The organism is Inquilinus ginsengisoli, from assembly GCF_050434925.1.
Lineage (GTDB): Bacteria > Pseudomonadota > Alphaproteobacteria > DSM-16000 > Inquilinaceae > Inquilinus > Inquilinus ginsengisoli_B.
Window position 1 is genome coordinate 4,369,581 of the sequence record NZ_JBNDJK010000001.1, and the last position, 26,084, is coordinate 4,395,664.

General features: G+C 67.8%; 27 protein-coding genes and 1 pseudogene. 20 read left to right on the plus strand and 8 right to left on the minus strand.

What is annotated here, in order from left to right:
• Positions 1 to 210: 210 nt before the first annotated feature.
• The 4 genes and pseudogenes from QFZ27_RS20840 to QFZ27_RS20855 all read left to right on the plus strand — a co-directional run.
• Positions 211 to 357: pseudogene (locus tag QFZ27_RS20840) on the plus strand (oxidoreductase); the annotation flags it as partial.
• Between the two features lie 70 nt (positions 358 to 427).
• The gene (locus tag QFZ27_RS20845) at positions 428 to 895 is read left to right on the plus strand and encodes an SDR family NAD(P)-dependent oxidoreductase (protein WP_429228342.1); all 468 of its coding nucleotides are present in this window, start codon (positions 428 to 430) and stop codon (positions 893 to 895) included.
• Between the two features lie 174 nt (positions 896 to 1,069).
• Entirely contained in the window at positions 1,070 to 1,669 is a 600-nt protein-coding gene (locus tag QFZ27_RS20850) for an NADPH-dependent F420 reductase (RefSeq protein ID WP_429228343.1), read from the plus strand.
• Between the two features lie 104 nt (positions 1,670 to 1,773).
• Positions 1,774 to 2,475 (plus strand): TOPRIM nucleotidyl transferase/hydrolase domain-containing protein, encoded by a 702-nt coding sequence (locus QFZ27_RS20855; protein ID WP_429228344.1) that lies wholly within the window; start codon positions 1,774 to 1,776, stop codon positions 2,473 to 2,475.
• 254 nt (positions 2,476 to 2,729) lie between these two features.
• Here the strand turns inward: QFZ27_RS20855 and QFZ27_RS20860 are convergent, their stop codons facing one another.
• The 4 genes from QFZ27_RS20860 to QFZ27_RS20875 form a co-directional block, all read right to left on the minus strand.
• Positions 2,730 to 4,409: a beta strand repeat-containing protein gene (locus QFZ27_RS20860; RefSeq protein WP_429228345.1), complete on the minus strand. Its 1,680-nt coding sequence runs from the start codon at positions 4,407 to 4,409 to the stop codon at positions 2,730 to 2,732.
• A complete protein-coding gene (locus tag QFZ27_RS20865; protein ID WP_429228347.1) occupies positions 4,376 to 4,798 on the minus strand; it encodes a calcium-binding protein in 423 nt (140 codons plus the stop codon). Before QFZ27_RS20865 ends, QFZ27_RS20860 begins: the two co-directional genes overlap by 34 nt.
• Before the next feature lie 119 nt (positions 4,799 to 4,917).
• A complete protein-coding gene (locus QFZ27_RS20870) occupies positions 4,918 to 6,891 on the minus strand; it encodes a beta strand repeat-containing protein (protein WP_429228348.1) in 1,974 nt (657 codons plus the stop codon).
• 822 nt (positions 6,892 to 7,713) lie between these two features.
• Entirely contained in the window at positions 7,714 to 8,883 is a 1,170-nt protein-coding gene (locus QFZ27_RS20875; RefSeq protein WP_429228190.1) for an ISAs1 family transposase, read from the minus strand.
• A gap of 261 nt (positions 8,884 to 9,144) precedes the next feature.
• On the opposite strand from QFZ27_RS20875, the gene QFZ27_RS20880 reads away from it, so the two are divergent.
• From QFZ27_RS20880 to QFZ27_RS20915, 8 genes are all read left to right on the plus strand, one after another.
• Positions 9,145 to 11,106: a calcium-binding protein gene (locus QFZ27_RS20880; protein WP_429228349.1), complete on the plus strand. Its 1,962-nt coding sequence runs from the start codon at positions 9,145 to 9,147 to the stop codon at positions 11,104 to 11,106.
• A 388-nt stretch (positions 11,107 to 11,494) separates the two neighbouring features.
• Positions 11,495 to 13,099 (plus strand): PBSX family phage terminase large subunit, encoded by a 1,605-nt coding sequence (locus QFZ27_RS20885; RefSeq protein WP_429228350.1) that lies wholly within the window; start codon positions 11,495 to 11,497, stop codon positions 13,097 to 13,099.
• A gap of 256 nt (positions 13,100 to 13,355) precedes the next feature.
• Positions 13,356 to 14,618 (plus strand): DUF1073 domain-containing protein, encoded by a 1,263-nt coding sequence (locus QFZ27_RS20890; RefSeq protein ID WP_429228351.1) that lies wholly within the window; start codon positions 13,356 to 13,358, stop codon positions 14,616 to 14,618.
• A 326-nt stretch (positions 14,619 to 14,944) separates the two neighbouring features.
• Complete coding sequence (locus QFZ27_RS20895; RefSeq protein WP_429228352.1) at positions 14,945 to 15,973, plus strand: DUF2213 domain-containing protein; 1,029 nt, start codon at positions 14,945 to 14,947, stop codon at positions 15,971 to 15,973.
• Between the two features lie 31 nt (positions 15,974 to 16,004).
• A complete protein-coding gene (locus QFZ27_RS20900; protein WP_429228353.1) occupies positions 16,005 to 16,478 on the plus strand; it encodes a structural cement protein Gp24 in 474 nt (157 codons plus the stop codon).
• Positions 16,479 to 16,915: 437 nt separating this feature from the next.
• Entirely contained in the window at positions 16,916 to 17,869 is a 954-nt protein-coding gene (locus QFZ27_RS20905; protein ID WP_429228355.1) for a DUF2184 domain-containing protein, read from the plus strand.
• A gap of 14 nt (positions 17,870 to 17,883) precedes the next feature.
• A complete protein-coding gene (locus QFZ27_RS20910) occupies positions 17,884 to 18,189 on the plus strand; it encodes a hypothetical protein (RefSeq protein WP_429228356.1) in 306 nt (101 codons plus the stop codon).
• Between the two features lie 2 nt (positions 18,190 to 18,191).
• Positions 18,192 to 18,554: a DUF4054 domain-containing protein gene (locus QFZ27_RS20915; protein ID WP_429228357.1), complete on the plus strand. Its 363-nt coding sequence runs from the start codon at positions 18,192 to 18,194 to the stop codon at positions 18,552 to 18,554.
• A gap of 25 nt (positions 18,555 to 18,579) precedes the next feature.
• Here the strand turns inward: QFZ27_RS20915 and QFZ27_RS20920 are convergent, their stop codons facing one another.
• Together QFZ27_RS20920 and QFZ27_RS20925 are read right to left on the minus strand one after the other, a co-directional pair.
• Entirely contained in the window at positions 18,580 to 18,966 is a 387-nt protein-coding gene (locus QFZ27_RS20920; RefSeq protein WP_429228358.1) for a type II toxin-antitoxin system death-on-curing family toxin, read from the minus strand.
• Positions 18,963 to 19,190, minus strand: coding sequence for an AbrB/MazE/SpoVT family DNA-binding domain-containing protein (locus QFZ27_RS20925; RefSeq protein WP_429228359.1), 228 nt, complete (start codon positions 19,188 to 19,190; stop codon positions 18,963 to 18,965). Before QFZ27_RS20925 ends, QFZ27_RS20920 begins: the two co-directional genes overlap by 4 nt.
• A gap of 89 nt (positions 19,191 to 19,279) precedes the next feature.
• Between QFZ27_RS20925 and QFZ27_RS20930 the strand changes: the two genes are divergently transcribed.
• The 6 genes from QFZ27_RS20930 (at position 19,280) to QFZ27_RS20955 (ending at position 21,618) form a co-directional block, all read left to right on the plus strand.
• Positions 19,280 to 19,630: a hypothetical protein gene (locus QFZ27_RS20930; protein WP_429228360.1), complete on the plus strand. Its 351-nt coding sequence runs from the start codon at positions 19,280 to 19,282 to the stop codon at positions 19,628 to 19,630.
• A complete protein-coding gene (locus tag QFZ27_RS20935; protein WP_429228362.1) occupies positions 19,630 to 19,974 on the plus strand; it encodes an HK97-gp10 family putative phage morphogenesis protein in 345 nt (114 codons plus the stop codon). The genes QFZ27_RS20930 and QFZ27_RS20935 overlap by 1 nt, the downstream gene beginning before the upstream one ends.
• A 27-nt stretch (positions 19,975 to 20,001) precedes the next feature.
• Entirely contained in the window at positions 20,002 to 20,178 is a 177-nt protein-coding gene (locus tag QFZ27_RS20940; RefSeq protein WP_429228364.1) for a hypothetical protein, read from the plus strand.
• Positions 20,165 to 20,578 (plus strand): DUF3168 domain-containing protein, encoded by a 414-nt coding sequence (locus QFZ27_RS20945; protein WP_429228366.1) that lies wholly within the window; start codon positions 20,165 to 20,167, stop codon positions 20,576 to 20,578. Before QFZ27_RS20940 ends, QFZ27_RS20945 begins: the two co-directional genes overlap by 14 nt.
• An 82-nt stretch (positions 20,579 to 20,660) precedes the next feature.
• Positions 20,661 to 21,110, plus strand: coding sequence for a phage tail tube protein (locus QFZ27_RS20950; RefSeq protein ID WP_429228367.1), 450 nt, complete (start codon positions 20,661 to 20,663; stop codon positions 21,108 to 21,110).
• A gap of 13 nt (positions 21,111 to 21,123) precedes the next feature.
• Positions 21,124 to 21,618: a gene transfer agent family protein gene (locus QFZ27_RS20955; RefSeq protein ID WP_429228369.1), complete on the plus strand. Its 495-nt coding sequence runs from the start codon at positions 21,124 to 21,126 to the stop codon at positions 21,616 to 21,618.
• Positions 21,619 to 22,223: 605 nt separating this feature from the next.
• Here QFZ27_RS20955 and QFZ27_RS20960 read toward each other — a convergent pair.
• The gene (locus QFZ27_RS20960; RefSeq protein ID WP_429228371.1) at positions 22,224 to 22,703 is read right to left on the minus strand and encodes a hypothetical protein; all 480 of its coding nucleotides are present in this window, start codon (positions 22,701 to 22,703) and stop codon (positions 22,224 to 22,226) included.
• 1 nt (position 22,704) lies between these two features.
• Positions 22,705 to 23,202, minus strand: a complete 498-nt coding sequence (locus QFZ27_RS20965) for a zinc ribbon domain-containing protein (protein WP_429228372.1) — start codon at positions 23,200 to 23,202, stop codon at positions 22,705 to 22,707.
• 248 nt (positions 23,203 to 23,450) lie between these two features.
• Here QFZ27_RS20965 and QFZ27_RS20970 point away from each other — a divergent pair, with 248 nt between their 5' ends.
• Entirely contained in the window at positions 23,451 to 25,421 is a 1,971-nt protein-coding gene (locus QFZ27_RS20970; RefSeq protein ID WP_429228373.1) for a hypothetical protein, read from the plus strand.
• Entirely contained in the window at positions 25,418 to 26,083 is a 666-nt protein-coding gene (locus QFZ27_RS20975; RefSeq protein WP_429228374.1) for a hypothetical protein, read from the plus strand. Before QFZ27_RS20970 ends, QFZ27_RS20975 begins: the two co-directional genes overlap by 4 nt.
• Position 26,084: the final 1 nt, after the last annotated feature.

Genomic DNA, 26,084 nt, shown 5'->3' on the forward strand with positions numbered 1-26,084 from the left:
GCTGACACCGATCGTCGCGGCCGGTGTCAGCCGTCCGGCTGGATCGATTTCGCACCACCGGTGTGCGCGCTTCCGCACTCAACGCCTGACGCCGGCGGACCCATTTCGAGCGTCTCGGGGACCTCCCCGATCGGACAGAGACGGAGTTTGAAGGACGTCATGGGAAAGCTTGAAGGTAAGGTTGCAGTCATCACGGGAGGATCGAGCGGCATGGCGCTGGCGAGCGCCAGGCGGTTCGTCGAAGAAGGCGCCTATGTCTTCATCACGGGCCGGAAACAGGAGGCGCTGGACGAGGCCGTCAGGCTGATCGGCCGGAACGTGACCGGCGTGCGCGGCGACGCGGCCAATCTCGACGACCTCGACCGGCTGTTCGACACGGTCAAGCGCGAGAAGGGCAGGATCGACGTCCTGTATGCGAGCCGCCGGCATGGGCGAAGCCGTTCCGCTGGGCGAGATCACCGAGCAGCATTTCGATGCGGCCTTCGGCCTGAACACGCGCGGCACGCTGTTCACGGTTCAGAAGGCGTTGCCGCTGTTCAACGACGGCGGATCGATCTTCATGACCGGGTCGGTTGCTTCGGTGAAAGGGTTTCCTGGTTACGGCGTGTATGCGGCGAGCAAGGCGGCGTTGCGGTCATTCGCACGCACCTGGCTCAACGAACTGAAGGGCAGGAATATCCGGGTGAACGTGCTGAGCCCGGGGCCGATCGCCACACCGATGCAGGACCAAGTCCTCACCGAAGAGGCGAAGCGGATGTTCGAATCCCTGATCCCGCGGGGAAAGATGGGCCGTCCTGAGGAAATTGCGGCGGTCGCACTGTTTCTTGCCTCAGACGAGTCGAGCTTCGTGAATGGGGTGGAGCTGTCCGTCGACGGCGGCTTCTCGGCCATCTGAAATCGCGCCAGATCGCGGGATTGGTGGACGGCTTCCGCGCTGAACGGTCAGTCCGGGCCGCGCGGAAGTCGGTCACGGCGGGACGCCCACGGGAAGGTCGCCACGCAGCGGAACGGATAACCCGGCGCCGTTGAAGGCCGGGGACTCACTATCAACACGGATCGGAGAAGCGTCATGAGCTACGCAATCGTAGGATTCGGTAAGATCGGCCAGGCCCTCGCCCGCGCCTTCGCCCGCAAGAACATCGACGTGGCCGTCGCGAGCCGCCGGCCGCCCGAGGTGTTGGCGCCGCAGGCCCGGGCGATCGGACCCACGGTCGTCGCCAAGTCGCTGCGGGATGCACTCGAGGCCGACACGATCATCCTGGCGGTCCCGTTCGGGGAGCATCGCGAGGTTGCGAAGGCCCTGCCGAGCTGGGAAGGCAAGACGGTCATCGACGCGACGAACGCGTTTCCCGTCCCTGAAGAGCTGGACGGCCTGCCGTCCTCCGCCTTCGTCGCCAAGGCGTTCACCGGCGCCAGGCTCGTGAAAGGGTTCAATCACCTGGTCGCGGCCACCCTGGCTGCCGATCCGGTCGTCGAGGGCGGCCACCGTGTCGTCTTTCTGTCGAGCGACGACGAGGACGCGATCGCTCCCGTGGCGGCCTTGGCCAAACAACTCGGGTTCGCACCCCTCAAGCTGGGAAAGCTCAACGAGGGTGGCGCGCTGGTGCACGCACGCGGCCGCGCTTGGGGCCAGCTGATTTTCCAGGACCTGTTCAAGAAGGAGCAGTAACGGATTTGCTGTCCACCGCCAGAGGTGCGGTTTGCCCGGGCCGGTGGTCAGGGGGGCTCTGCGATGTGTACGATGGCTGGGCTGTCGGAGCGCAGGGGGGGCGGTTGGCTGACAAAGACGCAGATATCGCGCCGACGCGATCGCGGAGCCGCGGCGCGCGGAGCCGGCACCGGGAGCTCGCCGTTCCCGGATATGCGAGCGGCGCCGATGCCCCGCTGCGAGCGACCGCCGATGCGCTGGAGCGTGCCCGGCACGCCCGGTCCATCGTGCTGGTCGAGGGGATCAGCGATCAGATCGCCGTCGAGACCCTGGCGAGCCTGCAGGGCAGAGACCTGACGCGGGACGGCGTGGTCGTGGTGCCGATCGGCGGCGCCCGGTCGGTGTCGAAGTTCCTGGCCCGCTTCGGGCCGGCCGGCGCCGGGCTGCGCGTCGGCGGGCTGTGCGATGCCGCCGAGGAGCGGCATTTCTGTCGTGAACTGGCGCGGGCCGGCTATGCGCCGCCCGAGACGCGCAGCGACCTCGAACGCGAGGGGTTCTTCGTCTGCGACCGCGACCTGGAGGACGAGCTCATCCGCGCGGTCGGGCCCGACGCCATCGAAGCGATCCTGGCGGAGGAGGGCGACCTCGCTTCGTTCCGCACGCTGCAGAGGCAAGCCGCATGGCGCGACGCCGGCTTCGGCGCTCAGCTGCGCCGCTTCCTGGGGGCCGGCGCACGCCGGAAGCTGCGCTATGCCAGCCTTTTCGTTCTCGCGCTGGACCTCGACCGCCAGCCCCGGCCCCTGCAGGGCGTCCTGACCCGGGCTTAGAGCCCGTTTGGGAATGCTACTGGCGAGGCCGTCTGACGGCGGCTTCTGCGCTTCCGGTGCTCACGGACCCAGACGTCCGCTGCGCTCCGGTTCTCGAAACCACCGCCAGCCGACTCACGCCAGCGCATTCGCAAACGGGCTCTTAGAGACCGTCCGGACATGCTGAGCGCGCCGGCGAAAAGATACCGGGCCATCTGTCCGAAACCCCGTACCGCCACAATGTCGCGCAGCGTACACAACCGGCCAAGCGCAGGTCAGAGCACGAAGTCGCCGGCGACGAGGGCCAGGTTGCCGGTGAGCTGGATGTGGAAGTCCGAGGTGCCGTTGCCGTCGACGTCGCCGGCGATGGTCGTGACCCCGGGGCTCGTCACGGCGAAGCGGAGCTGCCCGGGCACACCGGTGAACAGGCCGGTGCCGATGAAGGTGAAGACCCCGTTGCCGGGCGCCCCGCCATTGGCGTCGATCGTCGACAGGTCGATCCTGTCGCCCTGGGCGTGGCTGAAATCGGTGATCCGGTCGGCATTGGCCCCGACCGCGCTTTCGCTGGTCGCCTTATAGATGAAGCGGTCCGCGCCGGCGCCGCCGGTGAGCGTGTCGCGGCCTGTCCAGCCGCGCATCGTGTTGTCGGCGCCGCTGCCGGTCAGGGTGTCGTTCAGGCTGGAGCCGTTGAGGTTCTCGATCGAGATCAGGATGTCGCCCTGGGCGGTGCCGCCGGAGACGGTGCCGGCGGCCAGGTTCACCGTCACCGCCGCACCGCTGTCGAAGTAGGACGCCGTGTCGCTTCCGATCCCGCCGTCGAGCGTGTCGGCCCCGGCGCCGCCGACCAGCTGGTCATCACCGCCCCAGCCCCTCAGGACGTTGGAGCCGCCGGTGCCGGTCAGGTTGTCGCCGCCGATATTCGAGCCGGTGAGGTTCTCGATGCCCTCCAGCTTGGCGCCGTCCGAGCCGTTTCCGGCGACGAGATCGACCACCACCCCCGAGGCGCCGCCGTAATAGGTCGCGGTGTCCGTCCCGGCATCGCCGAAGAGCCTGTCGGCGCCGCCGCCGCCGCGCAGCAGATCGTCGCCGCCCCCGCCCCGCAGGGTGTTGGCGCCGCTGGTGCCGGTCAGCACGTCGCCGCCGACATTCGAGCCGGTGACGGCCTCGATGTCGATCAGGATGTTACCCTGAGCGTCGCCGCCCGCGGCGGTGCCGGCCGCGAGATCGACCGTGACCCCCGTGGCGCTGCTGTAGTAGATCACGGTGTCCATCCCCCCGTAACCGCCATCGAGCGTGTCGGCGCCGCCGCCCCCTTTCAGCAGATCGCTGCCTCCCTCACCCCGCAGGGTGTTGACGCCGCTGTTGCCGGTTAGCGTGTCGTTGCCGTAATTGGAGCCTGTGACGTTTTCGATGCCGATCAGGCTGTCGGGCTGGTTGTCGCCGCCGGCACCGATCCCGAGGGTGAGGTCGACGACCGCCGCGTAGGGATCGTCGAGGTAGCTCACTGTGTCCACCCCGCCGCCGCCATCGAGCGTATCGATGCCCCGCCCGCCTTGGAGCGTGTCGTTGCCGGCACCGCCGCGGAGCAGATCGTCGCCAGCCAAGCCGCCCAGGAAATTGTTTCCGCTGTCGCCGGTCAGGGTATCGCCGCCGACCTTGGACCCGGTGACATTCTCGATCCCGGCCAGCGTGTCGCCTCCGGCGTCGCCGCCGATGCCGGTGCCGGCAGCGAGGTCGACCGTCACCCCCGATGCGCTTTCGAAATAGGTCGCGGTGTCCACCCCGGCACCGCCATCCAGCGTGTCGGCACCGGCTCCGCCGCGGAGCAGATCGTCGCCGCCCTCGCCCCGCAGGACATTGGCGCCGCTGTTCCCGGTCAGTTCGTCGCTGAAATTGGTGCCGGTGAGATTCTCGATGCCGATCAGGGTGTAGAGGCTGGCGTAGGGATTGCCCATCCTGGCACCCCCGGGGGGAGGAGATGGGCCGTCCCTCCCCAGGGGAGGTCGGAAAAGCTCGCGGTGTCCACCCCATCGCCGCCATCGAGGGTCTGATTGCCGGGCCCCGCGTGGAGCACATCATTGCCACCGCCGCCGCGGAGGACGCCGTCGCCGCCATTGAGTTCATCGTCGCCGTCGCCGCCATTGAGTTCATCGTAGCCGGCCCCGCCATTGAGTTTATCGTCGCCGGCCCCGCCATTGAGTTCATCGTTGCCGGCCCCGCCATTGAGTTCATCGTTGCCGTCCAAACCGGAGAGGGTATCGTCGCCGCCGAAGCCGTTGATCGTGTCGCCGCTCGACGTACCGTCGATAACGTTCTGGTTGTCGTCGCCGTTGATGATCGCCACGTGTTTCTCCCTCAAAAGACGTGAAAATATTGAGACAAATATCTGTATTCAGGGCGGCGTTGCCGCCCCTGCTCGATCCATTCTCCCGGCAGGGGCCGGGCCGGGTCAAGCCGGCCTGGTCAGAGTACGAAGTCGCCGGCGACGAGGGCCAGGTTGCCGGTGAGCTGGATGTGGAAGTCGGAGGTGCCGTCGCCGTTGACGTCGCCGGCGATGGTCGTGACCCCGGGGCTCGTCACGGCGAAGCGGAGCTGCCCGGGCACACCGGTGAACAGGCCGGTGCCGATGAAGGTGAAGACCCCGTTGCCGGGCGCCCCGCCATTGGCGTCGATCGTCGACAGGTCGATCCTGTCGCCCTGGGCGTGGCTGAAATCGGTGATCCGGTCGGCATTGGCCCCGACCGCGCTCTCGCTGGTCGCCGCATAGATGAAGCGGTCCGCGCCGGCGCCGCCGGTGAGCATGTCGCGGCCTGTCCAGCCGCGCATCGTATTGTTGGCGCCGCTGCCGGTCAGGGTGTCGTTGAAATTGGAGCCGTCGACGCTCTCGATCGAAATCAGGACGTCGCCCTGGGCGGTGCCGCCGGAGGCTGTGCCGGCGGCCAGATTCACCGTCACCGCCCCACCGTTGCCGAAGTAGGACGCCGTGTCGCTTCCGACCCCGCCGTCGAGCGTGTCGGCCCCGGCGCCGCCGAACAGCTGGTCGTCTCCGCCCCAGCCCCTCAGGACGTTGGCGCCGTCGGTGCCGGTCAGGCTGTCGCCGCCGATATTCGAGCCGGTGAGGTTCTCGATGCCGTCCAGTTTGTCGCCCTGGGCATCGCCGCCGGAGCCGGAACCGGGGCCGACCGTCACCCCTAAGGCGCTGGCGTAATAGGTCGCGGTGTCCACCCCGGTACCGCCGTCGAGCTTGTCGGCGCCGTTGCCGCCGCGCAGCAGATCGTCGCCGCCATAGCCCCACAGGCTGTTGGCGCCGCTGGTGCCGGTCAGCACATCGCCGCCGACATTCGAGCCGGTGACGGCCTCGATGTCGATCAGGATGTCACCCTGAGCGTCGCCGCCCGCGGCGGTGCCGGCCGCGAGATCGACCGTGACCGCCGTGGCGCTGCTGTAGTAGGCCACGATGTCCGTCTCGATGATGCCGGTGCCGGGGCCCCATGGCCCCCCGTGACCGCCATCGAGCGTGTCGGCGCCGCCGCCCCCGCGCAGCAGATCGTTGCCGCCCCGGCCGCTCAGGACGTTAGAACCGTTGTTGCCGGTCAGCACGTCGCCGCCGTAAATGGTGCCAATGACATTTTCGATGCCGATCAGGGTGTCGGGCTGGTTGTCGCTGCCGGCACCGATCCCGAGGGTGAGGTCGACGATCGCCCCGTAGGGATCGTCGAGGTAGCTCACTGTGTCCACCCCGTCGCCGCCATCGAGCGTATCGATGCCCGCCCCGCCTTCGAGCGTGTCGTTGCCAGCCCCGCCGCGGAGCAGATCGTCGCCAGCCAAGCCGCCCAGGACATTGCTTCCGCTGTCGCCGGTCAGGGTATCGCCGCCGGCCTTGGACCCCGTGACATTCTCGATCCCGGCCAGCGTGTCGCCCCCGGCGTCGCCGCCCATGCCGGTCCCGGCAGCGAGGTCGACCGTCACCCCCGATGCGCTTTCGGAATAGGTCGCGGTGTCCACCCCGCCACCGCCGATGAGGCTGTCGGCGCCGGCCCCGCCGCGGAGCAGATCGTTGCCGCCCTCGCCCCGCAGGACATTGGCGCCGCTGTTTCCGGTCAGCTCGTCGTTGAAATTGGTGCCGGTGAGATTCTCGATGCCGATCAGGTCGTAGAGGTTGGCGTAGGGATTGCCCATCCTGGCTGACCCGGTGACGAGAGTGGCCGTCCCTCCCCAGGGGAGGTGGGAAAAAGTCACCGTGTCCACCCCATCGCCGCCATCAAAGGTCTGATCGCTGCGCCCCGCGTAGAGCACATCATCGCCTTGGCCGCCGAAAAGTTGGTCCTGGCCGATGCCGCCGTCGAGCACATCGTCGCCGCCGAGGCCGTTGATGATGTCGTTGGCCACCGTGCCGTTGATAACGTTCGGGTTGTCGTCGCCGTTGATGATCGCCACGTGCCTCTCCCTGACAAGACGCAAAAATATTGAGACAAATATATGTATTCAGGGCAGCGTTGCCGCCCCTGTTCGGCCTATTGTCCTACCACAGGCCGGACCCGGTCAAGCCCCGGGCTCGGGCGAAGGGATCAGACGCCGAGCAGTTCGACGACGACGCGCAGCGACCTCGAACGCGAGGGGTTCTTCGTCTGCGGCCACGACCTGGAGGACGAGCTCATCCGCGCGGTCGGACCCGACGCCGTCCTGAGCCGGGCGACCCTTCCGCCTGTTTGGATGGCCACGCCCCTTCGGCGCTCTTGAAGAAGTACCAAACTCGAGCCTTGTGAAGCCGGTTTGCCTCTCCCGCTTGCGAGACCTCCCCCTCCCCTTGCGGGAGGGGGGCAGGGGGAGGGGTCTGCGCGTCCGCGCGCGAATGGTAGAGAACAGGTCGCGCGGTCGGAGCCGGATCGCTAAAGTCCAAGCCGGTCTTGACGGCGGAAACCCCCTCCCCCTAACCCCCTCCCGCGAGGGGAGGGGGACTCCTTTCTCTTTCGGCCGATGCCTTTGCTGGTCCCAAAATGGCCCAAGAGACATTCTGAAAAGATCTCGCTTGCGGGAGAGGTCGGAGACGCGAAGCGGCTCCGGGTGAGGCTCTTTGTCGAGGCCCGGCCAACCCTCACCCGGTCGTCCTGCGGACGCCCGGCCTCTCCCGCCATGCGGGAGAGGCAATGGGCTGGTGGTACCGCCCTTCTTCTCCTTTCCGGGGCCACATAGCGGCGTGAGATGCGCGCCATGACGCGTCGATCTTGGCTGGCGATATTTCAGGGCTACGAATCCAAGTTACCGGTCTGGCATGGAGAGTAGCGAGCTGAGGTATTCAGGGGACCAGGCGGCGATTTTGCGGCGGAGTTTGAGAGATTTTTTATCGTGGGCGTTGCGTAGGAGGTTGAGAGCGAAGTGTCGGACGACGGCCATGTTCTGGGCACCGTGTCCCTTGCGGAGCCTGGACTGGTCTTCGCGGAAGGTGACGTCGAGGACCCAGTGCAGGCGGTTCTCGATGGCCCAGTGTCCGCGCACGGCCTCGGCGGCCTGGGTGGCGGAGAGGCTGGCGGAGGAGATGAAGTATCGGGTGTCCTGGCGGCAGCGGTCGGCCAGTTCGACCTTGGCGTGGACGCGGAGGATGCAGGCGACGCCGGGCAGGCGGAGCTCGCCGGGGAAGCGGCGTTCGCCGGAGAGCCAGTCGACCTCGCGGAGCACATCGACGCGGCGGTGCTCGATGCGGCCATGGGCTTTGTCGAGATCGATGTCGGTATCGAGGCTGTGAGGTTCGGCAGCGGCGAAGCCGGCTTCGATCTCGGCCCTGAGGGTCGGCTGGTTGGCTTTGACCGCCAGCAGATAGTCGGCGCCGACCTTTCGGATGGCCGTGGCGATGTCGGCATTGGTGGCGATGGCGTCGATCGAGACCAGGGCGCCTTTCAGCCCGTCCTCGGCGCCGAGCCGTTCGAGCAGGACGGGGATCGCGGCCAGCTCGTTGGCCTTGTCGGGCACGGCCTCCTGGCCGAGCACCAGCCGGCGGGTGGTGGCGAAGGCCGAGACCAGATGCAGCGGCCCGGCGCCCGCCGCCCGGTCATGGCTGCGGCGCGAGGTCTTGCCGTCGATGGCGACCAACTCCGGCCGTTCCGGCCAGGTCTCGCGCACCCAGTCGCTGAAAGCGGCCGAGAACAGCGCCGGGTTGATCCGGTTCATCAGGATCGTCAGCCAGCGCTCGCCCGGCACCCCGTGCTCATACGGCAGATAGCGCCGCAGAAACGGCAGATGAGCCTCGCCCCACGACGCGATCCCCTCATAGTCGTCGCAGTCCGCCAGCGTCCCGCACACCACCAGCAGCAGGATCTCCGGCAACGGATGCAGAATCCGACGCACGTCCCGCGGATCCTCGATCGTCGAAAAATGCTCCAACAACGCCCGCAGCCGCGACTTCGGCCACGCACTCCCCTGCTCTTCGCTCATCTCGGCGGCTCCGAATCATCCGCCTCCAGCGATTCACCCTTTCTCCCCCCTGTCACCTGTAACTTGAGTTCGCTGCCCTGGGCGATATTTGTCGGGGCTCGACGGAGAGGTCGGAGATCGACATAATTTGCGCTTAATTGGGTTGCCTGGTCCTGGCATGGGACCGGCGGCCGGGGCCGGCACGGCGGCAGAGAGCCGTCGGCCGGGGCCTGCTGACGCTGTATTCGAGCTGGATTTCAATTCGGGATAGGGAGAGCGACCATGGCGATCGCCGCACCGCGTTTCGGCACCGAGGGCGACGATACGATGACCGGGGCGATCCTGGTGCCGCAGCCGCCGCCGGCCGACCCGGTCATCGACCCGAATTACTGGCAGGACGAGCTGCACGGCCTGGGCGGGAACGACACGCTCTCCGGGCTGGGCAAGGACGACTGGCTCTACGGCGACGCGGGGAGCGATACGCTGGCCGGCGGCGACGGCAATGACCTGCTGGTCGGGGGCGCCGGGGCGGACAGCCTGGACGGCGGTGCCGACTTCGATACCGCCAGCTATGCCGACAGCACCGCTGCGGTGACGCTGGACCTGAACGCCGCCGTCTCCGGCACCGGCGGCGACGCCCTGGGCGATACGCTGGTCTCGGTCGAGGCGATCATCGGCACCGGCTTCAACGACGTGCTGGACGCCCGTCACACCAACATCGCCCTGAACGGCGGTGCCGGGAACGATACCCTGAGCGGGGTCGGCGCAATCAAAGGCGGCGATGGCGACGACGTGATGATCGATCGCTCGGTCCACACCGACTACACCGAGGTCCTCGACGCCGCGGGACGGGAAGGCCCACGGGCCTGGTGGCTCAATATGGACGGCGGCGCCGGCAACGACACGGTCAGCTTCGCCGCCAGCCCGGATTGGGTCGAAGTCCGCCCGCTGAACCCCTATATCGGCGACCCGCTGATCTACTTCAATCACCGGGTCATCAGTGCGGAGGAGCTGACTTCGGTCGAGAACATCATCGGCTCGGCCTTCAATGACAGGCTTGCTGGCGATACGGGGCCCAACCGGCTGAGCGGCGGCGCGGGCAATGATATCCTGGCAGGCCTTGGCGGCGGCGATACGCTGGATGGCGGCAGCGGGTCCGACATCGCTTCATTTGAGACGTGGAACCAGGGTATCGTGGTGGATCTGGCCACCGGCGACGCCATGGGCGATACCCTGATCTCGATCGAGGGTGTTCGCGGCGCCAGCTATAACGACATACTGACGGGATCTGCCGCGAATGACAGCCTGTACGGGTCCTTTGGGGATGACGTTCTGCGGGGGGGCGCGGGGGCCGATCGCCTCGACGGCGGTGGTGGCGTGGACTTCTACAGTTCTGGCAGCGACACGGCGAGCTACTATTACAGCACGGCCGGGGTCACGGTCAGCCTGGCGACCGGCAAAGGCACGGGCGGCGACGCGCAGGGTGACGTCCTGACCGGCATCGAAAACCTGACCGGCGGTCAGGGCAATGACAGCCTCACCGGCAGCGATACGTTCGCGAATCGGTTGCAGGGCTGGGGCGGCGACGATGTGCTGCGTGGTGGATGGGGCGACGTCCTGGACGGCGGCGCCGGCAGGGACCTCGCCAGCTATTGGGACAGGTGGATCGGGGTGACTGTCAACCTGCTGACCGGCACCGGCACGGGCGGCCCCGCCCTGGGCGACACCTACATCTCGATCGAGGACGTCAATGGCAGCCAGGCCGCCGACACGCTGTTCGGCAACGGCGCGGTCAACCTGCTGAACGGCTATAATGGCGATGACACGATCGACGGCGGGGCCGGCCACGACCTGCTCGACGGCGGTGCCGGCAACGATCTGCTCCATGGCGGCAGCGCCATGGACCGGCTGACCGGCGGCGCCGGCGCCGACAGCTTCATCTTCGTCACGACCAGCGAGAGCCCGTCGACGGCGGCGGGCCGCGACCTGATCACCGATTTCAGCCACGCCCAGGGTGACAGGATCGACCTGTCGCTGATCGACGCCAATGCCGGGGCCGCGGGCGACCAGGCCTTCACCTATCTCGGCACCGGGGCGTTCACCGGCGTCGCGGGGCAACTGCACATCTGGACCGACGCCGGCAAGACCATCGTCTCGGGCGATGTCAACGGCGACAAGCTGGCGGATTTCGCCATCGCCCTCACCGGCATCCTGGCCCCGGTGGCCGGCGACTTCGTGCTCTGAACCGCTCGCCAGCGACCCGGATCAGCCCATCGCGCATTACGTTCGCTTTTTGTTCTTGACGCGACGCTGCGTCACGTGGCATAGTTCAGGCAGAGTCGAAGAGTTGCGCCCGCCCCGGCATCGCCGCGGCGGGCGCTTTCGTTCCGGGACGAGGATCGAGCGTCGGAGTGAAGGGGCAGGCACAGGCGATGTTCGCCGGGATGCTTTCGTCGACAGCTCCGCCGGCCGGGCGTCAATAACGGGCCGACAGCTCATCACGAGATGCGTTCGCCTTTTGTTCTTGACGCGACGCTGCGTCACGTGACATAGTTCAGGCAGAGTCGAAGAGTTGCGCCCGCCCGGCACCGCCGCGGCGGGCGCTTTCGTTCCGGAGCGGGGGGCGATCGGGATGAAGGGCACGGACAAGCAGTTGAGGTTCGTCGACGAGATTCTCGTCGACGGATACGGCAACCGGGCGGCGATCCGGGCCGGATACAGCCCCAAGGGTGCCACGGCGTTGGCGTCCCATATGCTGAAGGATCCGGACACGGCGATCGCGGTCTTCAAGGCGGCGGTGGCGCTGCGGCAGGACGGCCGGAGCCTCCGCAAGCGCGTGCAGGCCATGCTGGTGAAGGTGGCCGTCCATTTCGAGACTGCCGATGTTCCTGAGGAGACTCGCGAGACCGTGCGCGAGCTGCACCGCAGCCTCGGCCGCCTCCGCCTGCCGGCGGGGCGGGCCGCCAAAGGCAAGACCGACCAAGCCAAGGTGACCAAGATGTCCTGCCTGCCGGCCGATCCGCCGCCCGAGCATTACGGCGTCTTCGCCGGGCTGCTGCCGCCGGCCCGGTACAAGGGCGCCCATGGCGGCCGCGGCTCTGGCAAGTCGCATTTTTTCGCCGAACTGCTGGTGCGGCGCTGCTTCGAGCGGCCGACCCGCGCGGTGTGCATCCGCGAGGTGCAGCGGTCGCTCGACCAGTCGGTCAAGCGGCTGATCGAGGACAAGATCCTGGCGCTGGGCGTCGGCAGCCAGTTCAAGGTGCAGCAGGCCCAGATCCTGACGCCGGGCGGCCGGATCATCTTCCAGGGCATGCAGAACCACACGGCGGAGAGCATCAAATCGCTGGAGGGCTATGATATCGCCTGGGTCGAGGAGGCGCAGTCGCTGTCGGCCCGCAGCCTGGACCTGTTGCGCCCGACCATCCGCAAGCCGGGGTCGGAGCTGTGGTTCTCCTGGAACCCGACCCAGCCGACCGACCCGGTCGACGCGTTGTTCCGCGGCCCCATGCTGCCGCCCGACGCCCTGCTGGTGGAGGCCAAATACTCGGAGAACCCGCATTTTCCGGAGGTGCTGAAGGCGGAGATGGAGTGGGACCGCCGGCGCGACCCGGACAAGTACCAGCATGTCTGGCTGGGCGGCTATCGCCGGGTCAGCGAGGCGCGGGTGTTCAAGAACTGGCGGGTCGAGGCGTTCGAGACGCCGGCCGATGCCCGGTTCCTGCTCGGCGCCGACTGGGGCTTCAGCACCGACCCGACGGTGCTGGTGCGCTGCTTCATCACCGGCCGGACGCTGTTCGTCGACCACGAGGCCTATGCCGTGGGCTGCGAAATCGACCGGACGCCGGCGCTGTTCGACACCATCCCGGGGGCGCGGTCATGGCCGATCACCGCCGACAGCGCCCGGCCGGAGACGATCAACTACCTGCAGCGCCACGGCTTCGGCAACCTGCGGGCGGCGGCGAAGGGGGCGGGATCGGTCGAGGAGGGCGTCGCCTTCCTGCAGAGCCACGACATCCTGGTGCATCCGCGCTGCCGGCATCTGATCGACGAGCTGGCCCTGTACAGCTATCGGACCGACCCGCATACCGGCGAGCTGCAGCGGCGGCTCGAGGACCGCGAGAACCACGTCATCGACGCCCTGCGCTACGCCGTTGAAAACCAGCGGAGGGGCGGCACCTACGACAGCTCGATGCGCTGGGTCGGCACGCTCGGCTGGACGTACCGCCTGTTCGGGTGAGGCCTGCTGTCCGCCACCCGTCCCGATCTCGCTGCGCAAGCCCGATCTCTCTCGCCAGGCGAGACCTTTTCAGAATTCCCCACACCGTCATTGCGAGCGCAGCGAAGCAATCCATGCAGCGCACGGGCGGACCGATGGATTGCTTCGTCGGCTTCGCCTCCTCGCAATGACGGCGAAGGGTGAGCGTTCCGAAAAGGCCTCGCCAGGCGGGAGAGGCAACACACAAGCGGGCCGCCATGGCCCTTGGAGGCCGGCCTTGTTCCTGGACACGCTGAGCAATCTCGTCGCCGGGCTGTTCACCGGCAAGGACAAGCTCGCCCATGACCGCTTCGGCCTGGTGCTGCAGGACCGCGGGCAGCTCGACGCCGCATACCGGGGCGACTGGATCGCCCGCAAGGTGATCGACGTGCCGCCCTTCGACATGACCCGGGAATGGCGGCGCTGGCATGCCGCGCCGGAGCAGATCGCGGCGATCGAGGCGGAGGAGGCGCGGCTCGGCGTCCAGCGCAAGGTGGCGCGGGCGCTGCGGCTGGCCCGGCTGTATGGCGGCGCGGCCCTGGTGCTGGGCGCCGGCGACGGCGACCCGGCGCAGCCGCTGCCGCCGCTGGGCCGCGGGGCCTTGCGCTACCTGCATGTCATGCATCGCTGGGAGATCGCGCCCGGCGAGATCGACCGCGACGTGCTGTCGCCCGGCTTCGGCGAGCCCGGCTGGTATCAGGTCGCGTCTGCCGGCAGCATGGGGACCAGCAGGATGGGGGCAGGGCAGGGCGGCGTGCGGCTGCATCCGAGCCGGGTGGTGCGGCTGCCCGGCGCCGAGCTGCCGGACGGGGTCGGCACCGACGGTTGGGGCGACAGCGTGCTGCAGGCGGTGATGGACGCGATCCGCCACGCCGGGCTGGCCGCCCAGGGGGTGGCGACGCTGATCCACGAGGCCAAGCTCGACGTCATCCGGGTCCCGCAGCTGACCCAGAACCTGGCGCAGGACGATTATGCCAGGCGGCTGGTCGACCGCTTCACCCTGGCCAACACGATGAAGGGGCTGGTGAACGCCCTGGTGATCGACAAGGAGGAGGAGTGGGACCGCAAGCAGCTGAGCTTCGCCCAGCTGCCGGAGATCATGCAGCAATACCTGCAGATCGCCGCCGGCGCCGCCGACATCCCGGCCACCCGGCTGCTGGGCCAGGCCCCGGCCGGGCTGAACGCGACCGGCGAAAGCGACGTCCGCAACTATTACGACCGGATCGCGGCGGAGCAGCGGGTGACGCTGGGCCCGGCGCTGCGCCGGCTGGACGAGGCGCTGATCCTGAGCGCGCTCGGCACCCGGCCGCCGGAGATCCGCTGCGAATGGGCGCCGCTGTGGCAGCTCGGGGCGGGGGAGGCGGCGGCGATCGGCAAGACCAAGGCGGAGACCAGCACGCTCTACGCCGCGTCCGGGCTGATCCCGGCCGAGGTGCTGGCCCGGGCCGTGCGCAACCAGGTGGTCGAGGACGGCCTCTATCCCGGCATCGAGGCCGCCTAGAGACCGTTTGGAAACGCTACTGGCGCGGCCGCCTGACGGCGGTTTCTGCGCTTCCGGTGCTCACGGACTCAAACGTCCGCTGCGCGCCGGTTCTCGACACCACCGCCATCCGACTCACGCCAGCGCATTTCGAAACGGTCTCTTATGCCGAGGCCGGCGGGGAGAGGGCATCCGGAGCGTAGATTGCCGCCCCTCTTGGTCGTCATTCCCGCGGAAGCGGGAATCTCTTTCAGATCGATCGTGACGAGATCCCCGCTTTCGCGGGGATGACGGTGGTTATTGGCGGTCGACTGGCGACGGCACCGCCGCATCACAACGGAGATCCCATGCTCATCACCGACACCGTGACGCTGGTCGGAGACCGGCGCACCACGCAGGACGGCTATCTGGTCGCGGCGGCCCGCATCGCCCGCACCGGCGTCCAGAGCTACAGCGGCGCCGAGATGGGGCGCACCGACCTCGCCACCGTGCGGGTCTGGCGGCCGGAGGAGGAGGTGTTCGCCGCCGACGCCCTGGCGTCGATGGCGCACCGCCCGGTCACGCTCGACCATCCGGCCGAGCCGGTCACCGCCGCCAACTGGAAGGCGCACTGCGTCGGCCAGATCGGCGGCGAGGTGGCGCGGGACGGCGACTATATCCGGGTGCCGCTGGTGCTGATGGACCGGGCGGCGGTCGATGCCGTCATCGCCGGCAAGCGGCAGCTGAGCGTCGGCTATGCCGCCGAGATCGACTGGACGCCCGGCACCACGCCGGCGGGCGAGGCCTATGACGCCGTGCAGCGCCGGATCCGCGCCAACCACCTGGCGGTGGTCGACGCCGCCCGGGCCGGACCGGCCTGCCGGATCGGCGACGCCTGGACCGCCGCCGCCGCGCCGGCCACACCGGTCGCACCGGTCGCACCGGCCGCGCCGGCCGCGCCGGCCGCGCCGGTCGACGAGGCGGCGGCGCTGCGGGCCGTGATCGAGGCCAAGGACGGCGAGATCGCCGCCCTGACCGCCCGGCTGCGCGATGCCGAGCTGAGCCCGGCGCGGCTGGACGAGGCGGTGGCCGTTCGTGCCCGGCTGGTCGCCGAGGCCCGGCGGATCGGCGGCGAGGCGCTGCCGGTCGACGGCCGCGGCGAGGCCGAGATCCGTCGCGCCGCCGTGGCCACCCGGATCGGCGACGCCGCCGCCCGCGACATGAGCGACGCCGCGATTGAAGGCGCCTTCCGGGTGCTGGCCACCGCGGCCGTGCGGCCCGACCCGCTGCGGCAGGTGCTGGCCGAGCGGCCGGTCGCGGGCGATGCCCGGGCCGAGGCCCTGCGCCGGCGCGACGCCCGCCTGGCCGGCGCCTGGAGAGCTTCCGCCCCAACCTGAGCCGCCACCCATCGTAGAAGGAGAGACGGACATGGCCGTCGTTCAGAACAGCTACAGCGAGACCATCCGCCCGGCGGTCGCCGGCATGGTCGCCAACCTGACCAGCTCCGATGCCGACACCCGCATCGTCGAGACCGCCGCCGGCATCGGCTTCGGCCTCGTCGTCGGCCAGGGTGCCGGAGCCCGCGGCGCCGTGCTCGGCGCCGCCGCGGCCGCCGGCTTCGTCGGCATCTCGATCCGCGACGTCGTGCTCGATCCGACCGACGGCGACACCTATCCGCGGGGCGCCGGCATCGCCGTCCTGACCGAGGGCGACATCTGGGTGGTGACCGGCGGCGCCGTCGCGGCCGGCGACACCGTCGTGTTCGAGGCCGCAACCGGCATCCTGTCCAGCCTGCCGGCCGACGCCACCCATTTCGCCGTCGCCGGCGCCCGCTGGATGACCGCAGCCGGCAATGGCGGCCTCGCGGTCGTCCGGCTGGGCGGGGCGCTGCCCTCCGCCTGAGAGCCGATCCGCTGATATCCAGGCGGCAAACTAAACTTTATTGTCATTGCCGGACGGGTCCTCGGGTCAAGCCCGAGGACGGCAATCCAGGGGGCCACCGAGAGCTGCTTTGAAAGCCCTGGATCCTCAGGTCAAGCCCGAGGATGACAATAAAAATAGAATGATAACCCATGATAGATACGCTTCGGTTGCGATTTTTTTCAACCGGACGGCCGTGAGCTTGACCCGGCACTCCAGGGGCCATCGAGAACTGCCTTGAAAGCCCCTGGATCCTCGGGTCAAGCCCGAGGATGACAATAAAATCGAATATCAACCTGAGGTAAACACACTTTATTTGCGATTTTCTTCAGCCGGACAGCCGTGGGTCAAGCCCGGTGATGACAGACGGGGAACAGTGAGCTCCCCGGCCAACCCAGCCCCTCTCGAAGGAGCCTTCCATGTTCGCATTCGACGCCCAGCAGGCGCTGGGCTTCCTCGTGTCCCAGACCGCCAGCATCGAGGCCCAGGCCTACGAGATCCAGTATCCCGACATCCAGTATCCGGCGCTGGTGCCGGTTGATACCTCGGCCAATCCCTGGGCCAAGAGCGTCACCTTCTACTCCACCGACAAGCTCGGCCAGGCCGAATGGTTCAGCCACCTGGCCAAGGACATGCCGCTGGCCGATGTCGAGCGCAGCGCGCATGAGCATCCAATCGCGATGGCGGCGATCGGCTATCGCTACACCAGCGAGGAGCTGGGCCAGGCGATGATGGTGCCGGGCACCAACCTGTCGGCGGACCGGGCGGCGGCCGCCATCCGCGCCTATGAGGAGTTCATGGACGGCCTCGCCCTGCGCGGCGTGCCGCCGAGCGGCACCGGCAAGACCTGGACCGGCCTGATCAACAATCCGATCGTCTCCGCCGGCCCGGTCATCAATGACGGCGCCGGGGCGTCGACCCTGTGGGCCGACAAGTCCCCGGACCAGATCCTGCGCGACATCAACGGGCTGCTGAGCGGCGTCTATACCGGGTCGCTGACGGTCGAGATGGCGGACACGCTGCTGCTGCCGGTGGCGCGACTCGACACCATCGCGAGCACGCCGCGCAGTTCGACCAGCGACACGACCATTCTGGAATACCTGCGCCGCAACAACACCTACACCGCGATCACCGGTGCGCCGCTGACCATCCGGGCGGTGCGCGGACTGGACACGGCAGGGGCCGGCAACACCGCGCGCATGGTCGCCTATCGCCGCGACCCGCAGGTGGTGAAGCTGCACCTGCCGATGCCGCACCAGTTCCATGCGCCCTGGCAATCCGCCCCGATGGTGTTCGACGTCCCCGGCTTCTTCCGCACCGGCGGGGTCGAGATCCGGCGGCCGAAGGCCTTCCGCTACGGCGACGGCATCTGAGAGGAGAAGCGGTCATGCGCGTCACCAACATCTCGCCCGGTCCGCGCTTCCTCCATGCGCAGGGCCAGGCGCGGCTGCTCGAGCCAGGCGAGACCGCCGAGCTGGAGCTGAGCGCGGCGGAGGCGGCCAGTGCCCGGCAGCAGGTCGAGGCCGGGGTGCTGGCCTTGTCCGAGCCGCCGGCGGCAGCCGGGCCGCGGGCGGTGTATCGGGGCTTCGGCAGGCACTACATCGTCGGCGCCGGCGGCGAGGTGCTGGCCGGCCCGCTGCGCAAGGAGGAGGCCGCGGCGGAGCTGGCCCGGCTTCTGGGGCAGGGAGGGTGATCATGGACGCCACCACCCCGGCCGAGCTCAAGGCCCGCTTCCCGGGCTTCGCCGCCATCGCCGACGCCGTGGTGCAGTCGGCGCTGGACGAGGCGGCGCTGCAGGTTGGCGCCGGCTGGACGAGCGAGGCCGATGTCCGGCTCGGCCGGCTGCTCCTCGCCGCCCATGTCCTGACCCTGGACGGGCAGGGCAGCGGCGCCGAGGCCGCGGCCGCCGCCGCCGGCGGGTTCCGGCGGATGCGCAGCGGCGCGCTGGAGCTGGAGCGCGCCGCCGAGGCCGGCCCGGGCGCGCTGGACTCGACCGGCTATGGCCGCCGCTTCATCGAGCTGATGCGGCGCAACGTTCCGGCTGTCACGGTGGTGTAGACTCGGACGGGCAGGGACGACCCGTTCACTTCGCCTGCAGGCGGTCCCGGAACCAGGCGGCAAGCTGGCTCTCGCCGAGAGAACCCGCGGCCAGCGCCTCGACCGTCTTGACCGCATCGACGGGGTCGAAGCGCAGCCGGTATCCATTGTCCGCCAGGAACAGGCGGGCCACCACCCAGGCGGTCCGCTTGTTCCCGTCGACGAAGCCGTGATTGCGCGCCGGACCAAAGGCGTAAGCCGCGGCGAGATCGGCCGCATCCGGCGTGCCGCAGGCGGCGAGGTTCAGGGGTCGGGCCAGCGCCGATTCCACGGCGCCCGGATCGCGCACGCCGTCCGGTCCGCCATGCTCGGCGAGCTGCCGGTCGTGCAGCGCGTGGACCAGATCGGCGCCGACCCAGCGCCAATCCGTCATTTCGCCAAGGCCCGCAGGATGTCGCGATCCTCGTGCATGATCTCTTCGGCCAGGGCCATCTGCCGCTCGAACTCGGGGTTGTAGGGCGTCAGGCGGTAACCGCCGCCAGGGGCTTCGGTGAGGTAGACGGTGTCGCCCTTCTTCACTTTCAGGCGGGCCATCGCCTCCTTGGTCAGGATGAACCCGGCCGAGGCCCCGACCGTCGTGACCTTGAAGCTCAGCATGGCAGTCTCCTCCTATATAATCCACATTATATAGAGCCGGTGCCGGCTGCCGCAAGCACGGATGAACCATTCCCAATCTGGAGGCCACCATGCCCCTGTTCGACGGCCATTTCCGGACGGTGTTCGGCGCCGCCTTCGCGCCGCTGCTGCTCGACGGCACGCTGCATGTCGCGGCCAAGGACGCCGACGGCCGGATGATCCTGCCGCCGGCCTTCGCCGATGTCCCGGCCAAGGGCCATCGCGACGAGTCCCATGACCGGCAGCGGGCCGATTGGAACATCCCGGACCGGGCGGCTCGGCTGATCGTGCTGCAAGCGGGGATCGCCGCAGCCCCGACGCCGGATGACGAGATCACCCTGGCCGGCGGCCGGTGGCGGATCAGCGCGGTCGAGCAGGACCCGGCCGGCGCCGCCTGGATCCTGACCGGGGTGCCCGCCTGATGGCGCGCATCACCGGCGCAGACCGCTCTCTGCGCAGGCTCGCCCGGATGGGGCCGGCCATGCGGGTGGAGATCGACAAGGCGTTGGCCGAGGCCGCGCGGCGTATCCGGGCCGAGGCACGAGCCCGGCTTCAAAAAACGCCGGGCGGGGCCGAGGTCGAGGTCACCGTGTCGCGGCGCGACGAGCTGGCGGTGGACGTGATCGCCGCCGGACCCGGCGCCGCGGAACTGGAATACGGCACCGCCGGAACCGCCGCACGGCCCTTCCTGCGCCCGGCGGTCGAGGCCGTTCGCGCCGACATCGACGATCTGATCGCGCGCGCGGTGCGGAAGGCGACGCGATGAGGGACAGGCCATATGGGAGATGCAACGATGCCCTGGTTCGCCTTTGCCACCGATTTCGATTTCCGGCCGGCCCGCCGCATCATCCTGGCCTATCGCGCCGGGACGACGCTGCTGATCCCGGCTGCGGCGGCCGATGCCGCCGAAGCCGCCGGCGCCGGCCGGCGCGCGCCGAAGCCGAAGGAGCCCACGCATGAGCGGCCGTGACCTGTCCGGCCCGCTGCGCCAGGCCGTCGTCGCAGCCCTGCTGGCCGATCCGGGCGTGACCGCCCTGGTCGGCACCCGCGTCTACGACTATGTCGCGGCGTCGCCGACCTATCCCTTCCTGCGCTGCACGATCGCGACGGCGACGCCATGGGAGGCGACGGGCGCGGTGCGTGGCGCGACGTCGACGGTGCAGGTCGACGCCTTCACCAAGGATTACGGCCGGGCGACGGCCGAGCAGCTCGCCGCCGCCGTGGCCGCGGCGCTGGACGAGGCCGACCTCGGTCTCGGTGGCGCCACCCTGCTGTCGCTGCAATGGCGGCAGACCCGACTGCTCGACGACCCGGCCGACCAGGGCATCGCCCACGGCGTGATCGAGTTCGAAGGCATCGCGACGCTGTAGCGCGCGGTTCATCCCATGCCGCCTGCCGGCATGCCCCGACCCCGCCGGCGTGCGGGGTTTTTCGTGTGAGGAGATCTTCGAGATGGCTCAGGCCAAGACCTTCAAGTTCAGCGACGTCATGATCCTGCTCGGCGACGGGGCGACCCCGACCGAGACCTTCGCCGCGCCCTGCGGCCTGACCGAGCTGGGCATGACGATCGCCACCGACACCAATGAGAGCATCATTCCGGATTGCGAGAACCCGGACGACCCGGCCTGGAAGATCACCGACATCTCCGCGCTGCAGATGACGCTGTCCGGCCAGGGCATCCTGGATCGGAACGCGCGCAAGACGTGGGAGGACTGGGCCTTCAGCGGCACCGAGAAGACCGTGCGCTGGATCTACGACGTCACCGCCGCGGATTTCGGCGGCTACTACCAGGCGCCGGCGATCCTGACCAACTACCAGGTCACGGCCCAGCGCGGGCAGCGGGCGACGGTGCAGATCGCCATCACCCTCAACGGCAAGCCGGCCTGGACCGCGGCCGCCTGAACCGGAGGGCAGCATGACAACGGGAGCGCAGCCCAACATCGCCGCCGAGGTGGTGCTGAACTGGGCGGACGGCGACTATCTGTTCGCCCTGAAGCTGAAGCAGATCGAGGAGCTGCAGCGACTGTGCCGGGCCGGCCTGGGCGAGATCGCGCAGCGCCTGTTCTCGGGCCGCTGGTACGCCGCCGACGTGGTCGAGACCATCCGTCTCGGCCTGATCGGCGGCGGCCTGCCGCCGGCGCGGGCACGGGAGCTGGTCGAGACCTATGTCGACGGCCGGCCCATCGCCGATCCGCGCGACGCCAACAACGCGCTGGCGGTCGCCCAGGCGGTGCTGGGCGCCGCCTATTTCGGCGTCGCCGAGGCCCTGGGCGAGGACAAGGCCGGCGACGGCGAGGGCGGGGATCAGCCGGGAAAAGAGGAGGCCGCGACGGAGGAAGAGTCGACGTCGCGGCCTTCTACGGCCAGGGACTCGCCCTCGGCCTCTCCCCCCGAGACATCGGGGGGCTGAGCCTGGCCGAGTTCCTGATCGCCGGCCGGGCCTATGCCCGGCTGTCGGACGCCTCGCCGGCCGCGGCGCCATCGGAAGAGGGTTTCGCGGCGATGATGGAGGCGCTGCGCGACATCGGCATGGCCGACGTCGTGGTGTAGGCGGGCGACGGCGGGTACCGGACCCGCGAGACAAAATTAATCTATGATCGATTCTGCCGAATCTGCTGTAATATCAAAATTGCATAAAGAAATATCAATCCGTTAATATTGAAAATTAGACCTATTAGCCACCATCCGATTTTGCTTCTGCCTTCCTTGCCTGCCAGGTTTGCGCAAACGAACGCCACAATAATAGAGACAACAATCCATATGAGGTTTCGTATTGATTCTCCTCGAAAGTGTCGATGCATGGTCTCCAAGTTGTCATAGAGGGCATTGGAAGTCTGTGTGTCTGACAGTGCTGATTCACAAAAGAAGACAATGGGGAGTGCAAAAAGGGTAAGCCTTGTTATCGCCGCAAGTTTCCTGATCATCCGAAATCTCCAGTGATCGTCCACCTGGCTGACCGTCGCCAGCCGAATCGCGCCGGCGCGCTCTCGACGGGTTCTCCGGAAGGCGCGCCGTTCAAAAGCATACGCTGTCGAACCATCCTTGAACCCCTGTCAGACGGCCTGCCTCATCCGTCCCCCAAGACACTTTCGCCTCGTCGACGCAGACGATCGCGGAGATGCGGTACAGAGCAACCCGACGTCCTGGATCGGTCTCGAAGCCGTGGCGGGCCAGCGCGGCGATCAGCGCGCTTTCGTCGCTCGATCCAGGCGGGTACCAGGTCTCAAGACGGCGCTGAAACTCAGGTTCCGCTACGTGATCGAAGGTCGACTCGCTTGCCAGCAGCGACGGGAAGGGTGTGAAGGCGCCGTCACTCCAGAAGATGAGCAGAATCAGGAAAACGATGCCGATGAAGCCCGCCGACAAGATCTTAAGCGAATTGCGATAAACAGCGAACATGATCCTGTCCACCGTAGCCCGTGTTCTTCCAATATTTCTGTTCGGGACGCTGAGAGATTGTCCCGTATCGAACGGGGATTGCCAATCGAAACCCATGTCAGACTCCGCCGCGTCGCCCGCCCGAAATCGACAGCGTCCTGCGATCGGCGTCCCGGCGGAACTCGTCGACATTGTCCCAGGCTCGCAGGGCTCCGTCCAGGGTCGCCTCGATCGACCCGTCACTGAAGACCGAGTAGGCGACAGACCCGTAGCTGTCCCGAGAGACGAATGTTCGGGGCGCCCCGATGACGACGGGCAACGGCCGCGACGGCCTTGCCGGAGAGGGTCGGTGAAGGGCGAATTCGTGACCGCAGTGGCGGCAGACCAGGGCCGCTGCCAACACCGTTTCGGCGCAGCGGGGGCAGGTCTTGACCGGACCGCGCGGCAGGCGGTTGAGCGCGAACAGGATGATCAGAGAGAAGACGTTGAACAGCAAGCCGAGGATGAACCAGCCGACAGCATTTCTGCCTCGGACATGCGCCACGATTGCAGTGGTCACGGCGAAGCTCAATACAAAGAACCATTCACTGAAAGTCCAATCTTCGAACACGATCATCCTCCACACTGGAACCGATCGCCCTCAGAGCCTGATCCGAGATTCATTTCGGTGGTCGTCTGACGCGATCACCTGCGCTTTTACTATCCACGAAGCTTAGTATTCGTTGCGCTCCGGTTCTCGCAAATCATACAGCCGACCAACCTGGCCGACCTTCCAGCCGGATTCCAGCCGAAACGGCCAATGCTGGAACATTTGCAGAACCGAAGCCAAGAGTCCAGCCCCTGCACCCATCTCCAGGAGGTCCCATGGCAACTACCGCCGATCGCATCAATGTCGAGCTCCGGGCGAACCTGGCCGGCTTGCCGCGCGATCTCGCAAACGCCGCCGGCCAGTTCGAGCGCTTCGAGAGGCGCGCGGTTCAGTCGGCTCGTAATACCGCCGATGTGCAGATCCGGGAGCGCAGACGTGCTGTCCGATCCACGAGCCAGGGGCTTAGGCCGCAGGGCGGAGTAAGCCGGCTCCCCGTTGTTGCCGATTCGGCAACCTCGAGAGTAGCTGAGTATACGGCTTTGATGCGGTCGGCGCTGCCAAGTCTCCAGCCAACTCGCATTGAGCAAGGCGAGCGCACTCAGGTGGCGTCATATGGAACGGCGCTTCTAGGATTCGTGAAGCGGTATGCGCCGGCCGTCCGAAGGGGCGCTGTCGATATCGCGGGCGGGATCTTTGGCAACTTTCTCTACGACAAGCTGAAGAGCGATGACGAGCTCTCGATTTTGGCACGTGAGAGCTACAATCAGGCTGTCGATCGGTTCGGGAAAACCCCGCACGAAGCCGCCGAGCGCATCCGAGCAACATCTCCCGATGTGCTTCAGGTTCAGCGCAAAGATCTACAGGCCGGGATCGGCTATCAGGACGCAAAAGCTGCCGAGGCTCGGCAAAGCTTCATCAGCATGTTTGACTGGGTGCTTGATCCGAAACGAGGCGCCGTAGCGAGCGGCATCAGCGAATTGGCAGACGAGAAAAGTCGCCGCGCCTTCGATGAAAATAAGAAATTTGTTCAGTATTTTGATGATTTGGAAGATGGCAAAATAACAATTGCGAGAATTGTCAAAGAATTTGATCTTCTTAATGGTGAATACGCGGGACTCGAAGATCATATTCGTGGCGCGAGTGGGGCAGAGCAGGATTATATCGAAAAATCTATCCTGATGAACAATCATCTGCGTTTGGTCAATGATCGATTGATCGAGAGTGCTAGAGCCGCCGACGGAGCGGGGAGCGCTTTCGATACTGCAGCGAAGAGTGCAGATGATCTTGCCACTGCGGCCGAGGAGGTGTCTCCGAATGTGGGCGGCTTCCTAAATCCCATCGAGATCAGTGATGACGCGTCGGTGCCGAGGAGTGCTGCGAGCATTGCCGAAATCAAGGGCTCCACGCCGCAGCCTGATAGACAAGCGCCTCAGGCGCCTTCACCCGCGATTGCGGCTGACAGCCAGAATGCCTCGCACATATCACGCTTGTCCGGAGGCAAAGACCTCGCGGCCTTGATCGAGGAGGGGGAGGAACTCACGGAATCGGTTCGCCCCGAGCGAGAGAAGCGCGCAGAGCAACTCGGACACTATAAGAATTTGCGGGATCTCAAGATCATCGACCCGGTGACCTATGACCGGCTCGTGGAAAAGACGACCGAAGATCAGAAGCAACTGGCGGGCGCCATCACCGCCGTCGGCGACGTGTTCAGCAACGGCATCAAGGGGGCCAAGGACTTCAACGACGCGCTGGACAGCATCGGCCTCGGCCTGCTGGACCTCGCGGCCAAGGGGCTGTTCGGCCAGGGGGCCCTGGGCGGCGTCTTCAATCAGCTGCTCGGCGCTGGCCCCGGCGGGGCCGGGCTTTTGAGCCTGCTCGGCGGGTCGTCCGAAGGTTCATCCGGCGGCGGAGTCTGGAGCGGGATCGGAAGCCTGTTCGGGAGCCTCTTCGGCGGAATCTTCGGCCGCGCCTCCGGCGGCCAGGTGCTGCCCGGCCAGTTGTACGAGGTCGGCGAGGCCGGCCGGGAATGGTTCGCGCCGTCGGTGCCGGGCCAGGTGATCCCGAACCACGTGATCAAGGGGGCGGCCGGCGGCGGCAACGGCGCGAACCAGCCGATCACCTTCAACATCTCCATGGCCGGCGCCAATGGCGACCGCACCATCGCCGAGATCGCCGCCGCGGCGGTGAAGAATGGCCTGGCCGGCGTGCCCGAGATCAACCGCCAGCACAGGATCCGCTTCGCATGATCATCTATGACTGGCCGGCGATCCTGATCGCCAATGCCGAGACCTTCCGGATCGACGCGCGCACCCGCTCCGGCGGCGAGACGATCGCCGGCCGCGAGCAGGTCGTGACGTCGAATCTCGGCCGGTGGGTGGCGCGGCTGACCGTGCCGCTGCACACGCCGGCCAAGATCCGGGCCATGCGGTCGCTGCTGGCCCGCCTGGACGGCCGGACCAACGCCGTCCGCGTCGGCCCCTGCGACTGCCGCAACGGCAACCGGCTGATCCCGGTGGTCGGCGACATCCCCTATAGCGACCAGGCGTTGCACAGCGACGGCGCCGGCTTCATGCAGGGCGGCATCGCGCCGACCGTTGCGGCGGCGGTGCCGGCCGGCGCCACGACGATCCGGATCCTCAACGGATCGACCGTGCTGCCGGTGCTGGAGGGCAGCTTCCTCGGCCTCGGCGGCTATCTCTACGTCGTCGTCGGCGTCGACCCGGAACCGGGCGAGGAGACGGTGCTGGACATCCGGCCGAAGCTGCGCGCCGGCGTTGCCGAGGGTGCGCCGGTCGAATGGTGCCGGGCCCGGGCGCCGATGCGCCTGTCGGCCGACGACAGCGGTGCCTTCGAGCTGCAGCTCGCCCGCAGCGGCACGGCGTCGCTCGACCTGGTGGAGGTGTGGTGAG